Here is a 12501-nt window from a genome sequence, read left to right on the forward strand (position 1 = left end):
AAACCGATGAGGCGGCAATGAGCCCGATACACATACCAGCCATCCAGCTTTCGGCGATAGCGCCGGAGATAATCCTTACATGCACGGCGGCGCTATTGCTGATGATGGAAGTGTTCGCCGAGAAGAAGGGAAAAGACCACTTGGGCTATGTGGCCCTGGCCGGTGTGGCGCTGGCCGGCTATGCCACCATTGGCCTTCACGGCCCCGCGCATCCCGCTTTTTCCGGCCTGTATGTGGTGGACAACTTTTCCACTTTCTTTAAAGTGGTGTTCCTGATAGGGACGGGGCTTTCCATCCTGCTGTCCGTCAAGTACATCAAGGATGAGGGGATAGACAGCGGCGAGTATTACGCCATGCTCCTTTTCGCCACGGTTGGCATGTTCACGCTGGCCTCGGCGGCCAACCTTATAACGGTCTTCATGGGGGTGGAGGTCCTTTCAATATCCCTATATGTGCTGGCGGGATACACCCGGGCGAGGGAAACTTCCAACGAAGCGTCCATCAAATATTTCATCCTCGGCGCGTTGTCGTCCGGATTCCTGCTATACGGCATCGCGCTGGTCTACGGCGCCACCGGGACGACAGGGCTGCACGCCATCGGTGATGCGGTGCGAGCCGGTGTCGGGAACAAAATGACCCTTACCGTGGGCGCCGCCCTAATAACCCTGGGCTTTTGCTTCAAGGTTGCGGCCGCTCCGTTCCATATGTGGACGCCGGACGTTTACCAGGGGGCTCCTTCGCCGGTGACGGCGTTCATGTCCGCCGGGCCCAAAGCGGCGGCTTTCGCGGCGTTCCTGCGGGTGTTCGCGGAGGCGTTCCCGGGGCTTAAAGGGGAGTGGTGGGAGATCATCTGGATTCTCGCCGCCGTCACAATGACGCTTGGTAACGTTGTCGCGCTCCAGCAGAACAACGTGAAAAGGATGCTGGCCTACTCGTCCATATCCCACGCAGGATACGTGCTTGTGGGCTTTGCGGCGGGAAGCCCGGCGGCTTCTTCGTCCATATTGTTCTACATGCTCGCCTACACGTTCATGAACATAGCCGCCTTCGCCATAGTTACCGGGATCGGCGGCAAGGGGGAGGAAAAAGTCTATTTTCAGGACTATACAGGGCTTGGATATTCCAGGCCTGCCGTGGGTCTGGCCTTGTCCGTGGCGCTTTTCTCCCTGGCCGGGATACCCCCCACAGCCGGGTTCGCCGGGAAATTCTACGTTTTCCTTTCGGCCATCGACGAGGGTTTCATCTGGCTCGCGGTGATCGGCGTGCTCAACTCCGTCGTGTCGGTGTTCTACTATCTGCGGCTGACGGTGTACATGTACATGCGCGAGGAAGGCAAGGCCGAGGCCACCCCCGCGTTCGCCCCATCGCTTGTGGTGGCAACGGCGGTGGCGGTCACAGGCGCGCTATGGCTTGGCATCGCTCCGGGGCCATACATCGAGATGGCCAAGGCCGCCTTTTTAACCTTCCAATAAGCGGCGAGCCGGTTTTCCTCCTGTTCCGTCCGGAAAATATAATCCAGCTGTCCGTCTAACTTGCTTTAACGGCGGCCGCGGGGAAATATATAGCGGCGCAACCATAAGCGTTAAGGTAGAATAGCGCAATGCCCGCAAGGGGCGTGTGTTAATTATTAACAGCAAGTTACAGAGGTTTATGGCGATTTTTAAAAGCGCGCTCACGGCCCCGTTGGCACTCGCGATAATCATTTCAGCCTCGTTTCTTGCATCCTGCGAACCTGTTAAAGAAAACGTTGTGGTGGACAACGGGACATATGGCTATTCTTCCGTCACCACGGTTTCACTCCCCCCTGGTGTGGTCAAGCAATCTGTGACCATTCCCGGTGTGGAGACAGGCAGCACTGTCAGCGAAGTGATCTTCGAATCCTCTGGCCAGTTTTACGTGGATGGAGCCAGAAGCTCGGGCGCCACATATTTTGACTGGGACTATTCGGCAAATTCGGTGTCCGGCTCATACCCGGACTACTACAGCTTATTGTGGTCGTCCACCGGGACGACAATGTCTTTCATGGCTCCGGTCAGCCACACCTTATCGGACAGTTACCCATCAGGCGACTACGAGTTCTTTTTGACCAATCCCAACAGTTTCCCGATAGATATCGCCGTTTACAGGGCTTTCAAGAGGGAATCGGACTTTGCCAGCGGGTCGCTTAGTCTAAACTTTTTCGTCTACACAGTTGGAGGGGCGGCAAACAGCGTGATCCCCTCCGAAACGGACATCGGCTTGATAAAGAGTTTCATGAACTCGGTCCTTGCCCAGTCCGGCGTCACCATCGGCGCGATAAATGTGGAGTTCCGCGACGATCCTACGGCGTTGAGCTTGGCGAGCGACATGTCCGGATTGAGTTCTTTCCTTTACCAGGCTTCTTTGGCGACCGCAGGGAGGTCCGACACCGGGATAAACTGCTTCCTGTTGCCCAGCTTGCCCGAAGGGCTTGTGGGCATGGACGGGGCGATTCCCGGCCCTGGATTCCTTCATGGGACCGGTGCGTCCGGCCTTGTGGCGCTGGCCGGTTCGCTGGGGTACGTTTTTCCGGGATACACAGATCATGAAAGCGACCAGATATATCTGGCCCTCACCCTCGCCCACGAGATAGGGCACTATCTCGGGCTGTATCATCCTTCGGAAAGCGACGGAGGCGCCTATGACCCTCTTTCCGACACGCCCGAGTGCGGACCTGATAATGACACGGACGGTGATGGCATTGTCTCCGGGCCGGAGTGCCGCGGCAAGGGGACCGAGTACCTGATGTTCTGGACGGACGACAGCGAATATCTGTCGTCGGGCAATTTCCAGACATTGATTTCGCCCCAGCAAGGGCAGGTGATAAACACGCATCCATCCATATTGTGAACAGGAGAATGTCCATATGAAGAATATATTCACAGCCGCGCTGGCCGCGTTCGTCCTGGCCTTCGCGCATGTTTCTTTCGCCGGTGGGGCCGTTGTCCCGTACGAAAACATGGTGTCCGTCCTGTCCGGTCATCACGGCGCTCCGGGCGATGAGTATTGGAGCAAGCTGGACGCGGACCATACCCGGGAGGTTCTTCTCAAGATATCAGGGGATGAGAAAGTTCATACCATAGTGCGGGCGAGGGCCGTGCTGGCGTTGGCGCATTTCCGGACAGAGCAGACCGCCGCCGTCATCACCCAGAAAGCCAAGAGCGACTCTCTGCCGTACCTGCGGTCGGCCGCGTTCGAATCACTGGCGAAAAGCGAAGGGGAAAACGCATTGAAGGCGCTGTCGGACGGGCTTAAGGACAGCGATGTGATGGTCCGGATTTCCGTGGCAAGGTCCATCGGCAAAATCGGCGGGGCTGAGGCGAAAAAGACTCTCAAGGGAAGCCTTGGGTCCGAGAAAGACTCCACAGCAAAGTCCGTCATGGAAAAGACTGTCGAGCAAATGCGCTGACGCCGCCACCGGAAAATAAACGGCGGGGCGGCCCAAATCTCCCCGCCGAATTCCAGCGCTCCAGCCAACTTAACCCGTTATAATTGAATCAAGGAAACAATCCCGCCCGGAATTTGCGCGGAGGAGCCTTATCAGGTATGGACGCGATCTTGCTTTGTGGAGACAGGGGAGCCTCGCGCCACGTAAAAGGCGTCAATAAGGCCCTCCTGCCGGTCAAGGGGGCGCCGCTGTTCACCCATGTCCTGCGCGCCCTCGAAGGAGCCGCCCGGATAGAAAGAGTGTTCATAGTCGGCGACAAAAAGAAGCTGGACTCAGCGCTTGTGGAGTCTGGCGGATCGTCCAAGCCGGTTGTGACGATGGACCAGTGGGAAAATCTCGCCGCCAATATCTGGAACGGCTTTCTGGCCACTTTGGACGGATACACCCTCGGGGCGGAGCGCAAGCGGCCTGAATTAGCCGGGCGGATGGTGTTTTGCGTTCCCGGGGACTCTCCTTTGATAACTCCCGCCGAGATAAATGAATTCCTGGACAGGGCCGATATGGACCGCCACGATTACATGATAGGCCTGACTCCGGAAAAGGCGCTGGACCGCTACCTGCCGGCACGCGGCAAGCCGGGGATCAGGATGACCTGTTTTAACGTGCGCGAAGGGCGGTTCCGTATCAACAACATGCACATTGCCCGGCCGTTCGCCTTTCAGAACAGGGGCGCGATACAGAAAATGTACAACGTGCGTTACCAGAAGAATCTGCGCAATATCGCAAGGATGCTCAAGGACCTTTGGGCAATCAGGGGAGTGCGGCCGCGCCTTTGGATATACATCGTGATGCAGGTTTCCATGATGCTGTCGCTGGCTGGATTTTCGGGGCTTGCCGCAAAGGCAAGTTCGCTTGTGTCCATGGACGACGTGGCCGGAGGCGTTGGGGCCATACTCGGGCTGAGGGCCGGCCTTGTGGTCACCGGCCATGGAGGATCCGCGGTGGACATAGACAATGACCATGATTACGATGTGATGCAGGCGATGTACGATGAATGGACGGCGGCCGGTAAAAACATGATCGGAGATGCGCCATGATACTTACAATCATTTCGCTGGCGGCCCTGGCGGTTGTTCTCGCGCCGGATCCCGCCCTGGCCTGGGGGGCGGGGATGCATGTGGCCCAGGGGAGCTTCATTCTGGACCATTTATACATGGTCAGGCCGGAGATCGCCGCCATCCTGCAAAGCTATCCATTCGATTATATCTACGGCTGCATCAGCGCGGACATATTCATCGGCAAAGGCTACAAGCGCAGGGACGATCATTGCCACAACTGGAGCGTGGGGATGAAGGTGCTTCACGCTGCCAAGAGCGAATCGACGAAATCATACGCCTACGGCTACCTGACGCATCTTGCCGCCGATGTGATCGCGCACAACCACCTGATCCCCAACCTCCTTTACGCCACCCCCACGTCCCGGCGGATCGGGCACGTGTACTGGGAGTTCAAGGCCGACAGGTTCATCCATATGAAGCACTGGCGCCTGGCGTCCGACGTTGTGTCCATGCACAACCACGGGAACGACACACTTATAAAAAGGGTGATGAACAGGAGCATGCTGCGGTTCGGGGCGAAGAAGCTGCTGTTCCGCCGCGCCGTGAGCATGAGCGACCTGACGGAATGGATGGACACCGTGCAGGGATTCATGGGCAACTTCTCCGCCATAGCCGACGCATTGCGCGTGCTGTCCCGGGGGAAAGTGTCACAGCTGAACAACTGCTCGATAAACCTGATAGTGGACCTGCTCAAGAATTGGGACGACGCGGTGTGCTTGAAGTATGACCCCGTCGGCACGGACAACACGATCAACTCGAAACTCACCCGCAAAAGCCACGGGCTGGCCCTTTCAATCCACAGGAAGGAAGACCTGTTTCCTGTGCCGGAGGAAATCGCCGGTTTAAATTACGTGGATCACAAGACGGAAAGGATGTGACACCCGGGTCAGCCGCCTGCTTTCCGCGAAAGCGAGCCGAGCAGGGCGAGCCTTTCATTAAGCAAGCCGGGATTTATAAGCGATAGAGCTTCGCAGAACCGGTCCGCCGCCCCATGCCGGTCTTTGCCGCGCAGATTCAAAAGCCCCAGCCGGTATGGGATTATCCAGTCCAGCCTGGACTGTCCTCTGGCCGCTTCGTACAGATTGGCGGCTTCGTCAAACCGGTTTCCGGCATAGGCTATGTCCGCCTTGAGCTTGGAAAACTGATCGTGTTCAAACGAATCGCCCAAAATATTTTCAAGCCTTTTCAAATACTGCGCCGCCTCTTCCGGCATGCCGTTTTGAGAGCAGTGCACCGCCAGCGATTCGGCCGCCAGCGCGTTTTGCCGGTCACTGGCAAGCGCTTTTTTATACAGCTCGAAAGCATCCGCTTTATTGCCATGGGCGTATAGCCTGTCCGCCTGGATCACCATCCCGTCGCCTCGCATTTTCGATGGCTTTGCAAGATTGCGCATTACATTCATGGCGGACGCCGCCGCCCAGTGTATCCATGCAGCCATGCCGTCGAGCCCGCCAAATATCCACCCGAACGGTCCGCCGATGTGATGCTCACGTTCGGCGGAGCCTTTGTCATCCGTGGCCAGCGCCGATATGCGTTCTTCAAGGGCGCAAAGGACAAGAGCCTGCGCGCGCAGCGTGGCGGCGGGAAGCATGGTTTCGGCTTCAAGCAGATATTTCAAGTCGCCGGACAATTTATATTTCGAAAGGGCGCGCAAGACGCCAAGCGAGATGTTCGACGGGGAGAACGCAAGCCCTTCCTCCGCCGTTTTCAGCGCATTTTCCCAATCCCCGGCAGAGGCGAGATTGGCGGCCAGGAAATAGCGGGCGGCGCGGTTGGCTGTATCGGCCTTCACAGCGGCGCGAAACTGCTCCGCGGACTTTGAAATCAATCCAAGCCGGATGAACAGCCGGCCGCTTGGAGATTCGACGGCCGCTCCGGAAAGCACGGCTCCGGCGTCGTCTGCTTTCCCTGATCCCGCAAGGGAAGCGGCTTTTCTGATGATGCGGGCGGAGCTCATAACTGGAATTGCAGTTCCCGGTGGTGGTGGGGTGATTATAGGAGCATCTGGTTTTTAAGCTGGTCACTTGAATGGCGCACCTTCCGGCACAATGTCCCGCAAAGGTTTCTTAAGAAAATAAATCCAATATCCTTGTCGTTTTCAAGGAGGGCGCTCAATTTCTGGAAGGGGAGCCTTATCGCCTTCACTTCATCCATCGCCACCACAGTGGCCGACCGTTTATGCCCGTCTATAAAGGAAAGCTCCCCGGCGATCCCCTTGTAAAAAAGGATCTCGTATTTGTTGTCCGCCGAGTTTCCGCTGGAGTTGGCCAGGGTGTTCTTCATTTCAAACGAGACAAGCCCGTCGTAAACGATGAATATGTCCCGCCCGGTGTCGTCTTCTATGATAAGGCTGGATCCCGGCGCATATTCCTCGCAGACAGCCAAAGACGCAAGCCTGGCGGCCTGCTCATCGCTCATGCCGGCGGTGAGGCCGTTTTGCTTTAGAATTTCGACGATGTCCAAAAGTCCCGTCTCCCGTTAAGTTTAGGCATAGGCGATGGGAAGCTGATAACCTGTTTTTCAGCTTAATATAGCAGTTTGCGCCGCGCCGGGCGAAAAAAAAGCGGGGCGTTTGCCGCCCCGCCCGCTTAAAACAATACGCCGTTAAGGAAGCCTATTCCTCGTTGGAGGTCTCTGCGGCTGCTTCGTCCTTCGCCTGTTCCTCGGCCCCTTCGTGGGAAGGCTCTTCGACTACTTCCGCCTGGACAGTGATCTTGATCTTCGCCGTCACCTTCGGATGGAGCCACAGGGCCACCTCTTCGTCGCCAAGATGCCTGATGGGCCTGTCTATCACCATTTTCTTCCTGTCCACGGTGATGCCGCGCTCCTTTAACGCCTCTTCCACGTCCCCCCCGGTCACCGACCCGAACAGCTTGCCGTCCGCGCCCGCCTTGCGGATGAACACTATCGGCTCGAGCGCCTCGAGCGCCGCCTTCTGCCCATCCGCCTCGGTGACGGCCTTGGCCAGCTTGCGCGCCCTTTGCTTTAAGTTCGTCTGGAATGTCTTCTTATTGCCCGCTGTGGCCGCTTCCGCCAGTTTTTTTGGAATAAGGAAGTTCCGGGCGTAGCCATCGGCGACTTTCACTTCGTCGCCGGGATTGCCCAGGCTTTTAACAAAATCCTTGAGAATGACTTTCATGACTGTTCCTCCGGTGTGTCCGTTTTCTTTTTTCTGAATTCAGCCCATACGTCCATAAGCCCAAGCCCGGACATCACAAGGATGAGCGGCGGCTGGGAAAAAATCACAAAGTACCCGATCGCTCTTAGGATCACGTGGACCTGGGCCTTCATGAAGAAATAATGGATAAGCGCCAGGCCCTGGACCATGTACGCCCCCATCACGCATATCAAAACATTGAGGGCAACGGTCTGCGCCGCGCCCTCCGCGAACATGGACCCGGCCCCGCCGGCCACCACGCCCCACACAAGCCAGTCCGACGCGCGCAACTCCGCCAGGCTGTGGTTCTTGAAATAAATCCCAAGGCCGAACCGCAACGACGCCGCCCGTATCGCCATGATGTTCATCGCCGCCATGGTCAGTGCGCTAAGGAACGCCATGGAGGGGAACAACCGGGCGAAAACTTCAGCCAGCGACTTGCCGTTCTCCGAAAGCCAGTTGATGACCTCCGGGTCGGCGTTCACCTGTTTATAAGACTCCATCGCCGTATGCACCGCCATTCCGGCGATGCGCTGAGGGGCATCTATGGCGTTTCCGCCGGACATTTCCACGGCCGCGTAAAACACCGCAAAGCCGGCCAGCGACGAGACAATGGCCGCCTTGGCCAGCGTGCGCTCCAGCGAATCGTCCTTGAAGAACGACGACGAGAGCGCAAAGGCCGCCGACACGCAGGTTCCAATGTAAATCGCCGCCACCGCAGGCCCGCCTATCAGGAACACCGCCATGGCCGCAACCACAGCCCAGCCCGCTCCCGCCTTGTGGCCGTGCGACACTATTGAATAATACAGCGGCGCGGCGGCGAACATCGCCAATGGCGGAAGGGCCATGGACGCAAGAAAAAGCACGGCCGAAAGGGCCGGGGGCGCCACATGGGCGTAAAAGCTCCTTCCCGCCCCCTGTGTCATGGATGCCGCCGCAGTGTTCACGGTCTAAAAGAACGAGTAAGGGAAAATGGCGATGAACCTTGCGCGTTTAATCGCGGTGGTCACCTTGCGTTGATGGTAGGCGCAGTTGCCCGATATCCTGCTCGGGATGATCTTGCCCCTGTCCGTCAAAAGGTTTTTCAAGGTCTTCACGTCCTTGTAATCAATGTGCTCCACCTTGTCGGCGCAGAACCTGCACACCTTCCTCTGGAAGAAAGTGCGCTTGGCCGGGCCTGAAGAAGAGGGTTTTTTACCTTTGGCTTTCCTCATATGACTCCAAATCCTGTTTGTTCGTTGTTATTTGTATGGCGTATCGCTCGCGCCGTTAAAACGGCACGTCGTCCGCCGGGTAATCCGCCGGCGCCTCTTCCTTGCGTCCCTCTCTGGAACCGGAATCTTCGCCACGGGACCCAAGGAATACGACCCTTTCGGCCACCACCTCGATCTTGCTGCGCTTCTGCCCTTCCTCGGTCTCCCATGTGGACTGCTGAAGGCGGCCTTCAATGCACGCCTGGCGCCCCTTGGAAAGATACTTCGAACAGTTCTCTCCCTGGGCTCCCCAGACGGTGATGTCTATGAAGTTCACCCGTTCCTTCCACTCGTCCCCCTGCTTGTACTTGTCGTTGATGGCCAGGCCGAACTTGGCCACGGCCGTGCCGGAAGGGGTGTAGCGCAGCTCCGGGTCCCTTGTCAGATTGCCGATCAGGATTACTTTGTTAAGACTCGCCATTTTCCTGGGCTCCCGTTTCCTCCACGGCGGCTTCGGCGGCCGCTGGTTTATCCGCGACGGCGTACCTTCCCGCCGAACCGTCGAACAGCACAGTCATGGACTTTACGATGTTCTCGTTAAGGCGGAAATGCCTGTCCACCTTGGTCACGGCGCCGCTGTCCACGGTGTAGCGCAACACGTCGTAATAACCGTAGCGGTGCTTGCGGATGGGGTAGCCCAGGCGCCTTTTGCCCCATTTGTCCTCGGAGATGATGGAGCCCCCCTCGCCTTCGATAAGGGACCGCACCGCGGCGAGTTCCTTTTCTATGTCCTCGTCGGACAGGTCGGGCCGTACAATGAAAATGCTCTCGTAATCGTTCGTCATGAGTCCTCCTTTTGGGTTTATATCAAGCCCCGCGCTTCAATGCGTGGAGCAAGGAGCATTAACCACCAATAAACGTTACAATATAGCCGTGTGGCACGCCAAAATCAAGAAAAATATAGAAAAAACCTATCATTTATCAGTCCGCCAAAATAATGACGCATGGCGTTAAAGATGGCGATTTGCCCTCCGATAAGCTTATTAGACATCACAGTCCGGGGGCAATTATGGACGGCGTTTCGGCCATGCCGGGGAATTTCAACGCGGCGTTTTCCTTTAAACGGTCAATATCCGCGTTGTGGGCTTATTCACAAGGCGATAACGGCAAGATATCCAAGGATTTGGGGAGCGATGCGGCCATCGTGAACATTCAGGGTGGCGCGGCCCAATCCGGTGATACGGAAATCAAGGACAGCAAGGACACCGACCTTGAGCTTTTGAAAAAAACCTTCGGAATCAAAGACGCAGGCGATGATCTTTCCGCCAAATTCGCGCAGGGGGGGCAGGAAAGTGGCGGAGGCGCCGAAAAAACCGTTAATACGGGAAAGGACGCGGGGGAATCCGGCGATGCGCCTCCGCCGTCAACCGGCGGGGCGATTCAATTCCAGGCGCAGGTGAGTGTTGAGGTGTCCGGCAGCTTCTCCATCTCCACAGTCCAGCAGACGCAGCAATCCGATCCCCTTGCGCTGGACCTGACCGGCGAAGGAATCAGGACTACCGGCGTGGAGGGCGGGGCGCAATTCGACATCAACGCCGACGGCGTGATGGACAGGACAAGCTATGCAACCGGAGGAACGGCGTTCCTCGCCATGGACAAAAACGGGGATGGGACGATAAACAACGGCTCCGAACTTTTTGGCGACCAGAACGGAGCGGCCAACGGCTTTGAGGAACTGGCGCGTTACGACCAGAATGGCGACGGCTGGATTGATCCAAAAGACCAGGTTTACTCCAGCCTGCGGCTGGCGGCAGGCGGGGGGGCGGACCGGTTTTCCGTCGCCAACATGAAAACTTTGGAGCAGGCGGGAGTTGCGGCCATAGGGTTACGTTACGCGCAAACAGCCGCCTCGGCCACATCCAGCGGCGATTCCATAGCTCAAACCGGAACGTTCATAAGATCGGACGGTTCACAGGGAATGGCCGGGGATTTAATGCTAAACAAAGTTTCATTAACAGCTTAAGGGTTTGTTATTTTAAGTCTTTCATGCATGTGGAATCTTTCCGCCCCGAAAAAAATTCCTCGTGGTGTTGTGGCAATTTCCGTCAAACATGCGTTGCAATAAACAACACGGCTTTTGTCCAAATTCGGGAATTCACAAAAAAACATGTTTATGAGAGCGGCGCCAATATTGCTGACTCGATATTGAGGATACGTCAAAAAGGTGTGTCCGGTTTGGTGGGGGTTTTTAGTGGTGGAAAAAGAGCGTTTGGCTCTTATTTCATCACCAATTCGATTATGACAGAGAGCGGGAGGTGGCTATATGGGGTGGTTTGAGCCGTTCTGTCAAAATGGGGATCCTTATAAATTCAAGTTCAAGATGTTAAACGGAGAATTCGCCGGGGCAACGCAGACTAACGCTTCTTCCGCGGCGGCGGGGCGTTCAAATTGGCTTGGCCATTCACCCATGCTTCACAACCCGGGCGTAAAACAGTCGCTCAAAAAACTCGGCATGCGCTACGCCAAACTCCGGAGGATTGTGGACGGGGTGGGAGTGATGGTGGCGGAGCTGGACTTTGGCGGTGTGATAAGGTTTGTCACTCCATCGGCGCGCAAGGTGATCGGATTTGCGCCGGGGGACATTGTGGGAAGCCATATTTCAAGGTTCATCCACCGGGAAGATCTGGACGAATTTGAAAGATTGCTGGCCCCATGGACAGTGTATGAAAATGAGACGGTCCAGGCGCGATTCCGGTTCCTTCACGCCGACGATTCGTGGCGGTGGCTTTCGATTGCCGGCTGCGAACCGGCGCAAAGGCCGGAAATCAGCGGCGTGATAATAACTTTCCATGACGTCACCTCCGGGAAGTTCGCGGAGGACGGACTGGCCAAGGCCAAGGAGGAGTCTGAACGGAATGTGGCGATCCGGACAAAGTTCATGTCCATCATGGCGCATGACCTGAGGTCGCCGCTGACCGCCATATACGGCCTTTTAAAGCTGCTGGGCGCCAAGCCTGATGGAGTTGGATGCCTCGAAAAAAGGGAGGAGATCATTGAGCGGATATTGAACAGCGTCCAGCAGATGCTCAACCTGACCGACGACATCCTGTCTATCAACCGTTTTGTGAAAGGCAAGTTTGAGCCGAGGTTTGCGCCGGTGAATTGCGCCGAGTCGGTGGGCGGCGTGATCGCCCGCCTGAAAAACCTGGCGGACATAAAGGGGATCCAAGTCGCCGCCCGCCTTGATCCGGGATTGTGGCTTCTGGCGGACAGGCCGCTTTTCGAAGAGGCCGTCGGCAACCTTGTCACCAACGCCATAAAGTTCAGCGGGGAAGGGGACAGGGTGGAGATATTCGATCCGCCAGCAAGGGCGGGAGTGATCGCCGTGAAGGACACGGGGGCCGGCATTGATCCGCAGTTGATAAACGATCTTTTCAAGGAAGATGTGAAGACAAGCACCAATGGAACCGCCGGTGAGCGGGGCACAGTGGACTGCACCCCTGAGACTGGAGGGTTTTTGACACGGAATTAGTGTACCTGTCCGATAATGGGGGAATCCCCGGAAAGGAATCGGACAGATGAAGAAGCAATATCGGCGTTACGACGAGGAGTTCAAGCGCGATCTTG

Annotated in this window: 14 protein-coding genes; 7 read left to right on the forward strand and 7 right to left on the reverse strand. The window is 56.8% G+C overall.

Annotated features, from left to right (window positions below; translation table 11 throughout):
* Nucleotides 1-17 precede the first annotated feature (17 nt).
* The 5 genes from HZB29_09530 to HZB29_09550 all read left to right on the forward strand — a co-directional run bounded on the left by HZB29_09530 (nucleotide 18) and on the right by HZB29_09550 (nucleotide 5402).
* Entirely contained in the window at nucleotides 18-1472 is a 1455-nt protein-coding gene (locus HZB29_09530; GenBank protein ID MBI5815835.1) for an NADH-quinone oxidoreductase subunit N, read from the forward strand.
* 178 nt (nucleotides 1473-1650) lie between these two features.
* On the forward strand, nucleotides 1651-2868 hold the full coding sequence (locus HZB29_09535; protein ID MBI5815836.1) for a hypothetical protein: 1218 nt from the start codon (nucleotides 1651-1653) through the stop codon (nucleotides 2866-2868).
* 16 nt (nucleotides 2869-2884) lie between these two features.
* Nucleotides 2885-3427, forward strand: coding sequence for a HEAT repeat domain-containing protein (locus HZB29_09540; GenBank protein MBI5815837.1), 543 nt, complete (start codon nucleotides 2885-2887; stop codon nucleotides 3425-3427).
* Nucleotides 3428-3564: 137 nt separating this feature from the next.
* On the forward strand, nucleotides 3565-4503 hold the full coding sequence (locus HZB29_09545; protein MBI5815838.1) for a nucleotidyltransferase family protein: 939 nt from the start codon (nucleotides 3565-3567) through the stop codon (nucleotides 4501-4503).
* Nucleotides 4500-5402 (forward strand): zinc dependent phospholipase C family protein, encoded by a 903-nt coding sequence (locus HZB29_09550; GenBank protein ID MBI5815839.1) that lies wholly within the window; start codon nucleotides 4500-4502, stop codon nucleotides 5400-5402. Before HZB29_09545 ends, HZB29_09550 begins: the two co-directional genes overlap by 4 nt.
* A gap of 8 nt (nucleotides 5403-5410) precedes the next feature.
* Here HZB29_09550 and HZB29_09555 read toward each other — a convergent pair whose 3' ends face one another.
* The 7 genes from HZB29_09555 to rpsF all read right to left on the reverse strand — a co-directional run bounded on the left by HZB29_09555 (nucleotide 5411) and on the right by rpsF (nucleotide 9719).
* Nucleotides 5411-6481, reverse strand: coding sequence for a tetratricopeptide repeat protein (locus HZB29_09555; GenBank protein ID MBI5815840.1), 1071 nt, complete (start codon nucleotides 6479-6481; stop codon nucleotides 5411-5413).
* Nucleotides 6482-6516: 35 nt separating this feature from the next.
* A complete protein-coding gene (locus HZB29_09560; GenBank protein ID MBI5815841.1) occupies nucleotides 6517-6987 on the reverse strand; it encodes a cyclic nucleotide-binding domain-containing protein in 471 nt (156 codons plus the stop codon).
* A 151-nt stretch (nucleotides 6988-7138) separates the two neighbouring features.
* Entirely contained in the window at nucleotides 7139-7663 is a 525-nt protein-coding gene (locus HZB29_09565) for a 50S ribosomal protein L9 (protein MBI5815842.1), read from the reverse strand.
* Nucleotides 7660-8607: a DUF2232 domain-containing protein gene (locus HZB29_09570; GenBank protein MBI5815843.1), complete on the reverse strand. Its 948-nt coding sequence runs from the start codon at nucleotides 8605-8607 to the stop codon at nucleotides 7660-7662. The genes HZB29_09565 and HZB29_09570 overlap by 4 nt, the downstream gene beginning before the upstream one ends.
* Nucleotides 8608-8631: 24 nt before the next feature.
* Complete coding sequence (locus HZB29_09575) at nucleotides 8632-8895, reverse strand: 30S ribosomal protein S18 (GenBank protein ID MBI5815844.1); 264 nt, start codon at nucleotides 8893-8895, stop codon at nucleotides 8632-8634.
* A gap of 55 nt (nucleotides 8896-8950) precedes the next feature.
* Nucleotides 8951-9355 (reverse strand): single-stranded DNA-binding protein, encoded by a 405-nt coding sequence (ssb, locus tag HZB29_09580; protein ID MBI5815845.1) that lies wholly within the window; start codon nucleotides 9353-9355, stop codon nucleotides 8951-8953.
* Nucleotides 9342-9719, reverse strand: a complete 378-nt coding sequence (rpsF, locus tag HZB29_09585; protein ID MBI5815846.1) for a 30S ribosomal protein S6 — start codon at nucleotides 9717-9719, stop codon at nucleotides 9342-9344. The genes ssb and rpsF overlap by 14 nt, the downstream gene beginning before the upstream one ends.
* A gap of 224 nt (nucleotides 9720-9943) precedes the next feature.
* On the opposite strand from rpsF, the gene HZB29_09590 reads away from it, so the two are divergent.
* Together HZB29_09590 and HZB29_09595 are read left to right on the forward strand one after the other, a co-directional pair.
* Nucleotides 9944-10897 carry a hypothetical protein gene (locus HZB29_09590; protein MBI5815847.1) on the forward strand — a complete coding sequence of 318 codons (954 nt, stop codon included), beginning with the start codon at nucleotides 9944-9946 and terminating at the stop codon, nucleotides 10895-10897.
* A 444-nt stretch (nucleotides 10898-11341) separates the two neighbouring features.
* Nucleotides 11342-12406, forward strand: a complete 1065-nt coding sequence (locus tag HZB29_09595) for a PAS domain-containing sensor histidine kinase (GenBank protein MBI5815848.1) — start codon at nucleotides 11342-11344, stop codon at nucleotides 12404-12406.
* Nucleotides 12407-12501 lie beyond the last annotated feature (95 nt).

The sequence above is a fragment of the Nitrospinota bacterium genome (assembly GCA_016235255.1).
Lineage (GTDB): Bacteria > Nitrospinota_A > UBA7883 > UBA7883 > JACRLM01 > JACRLM01.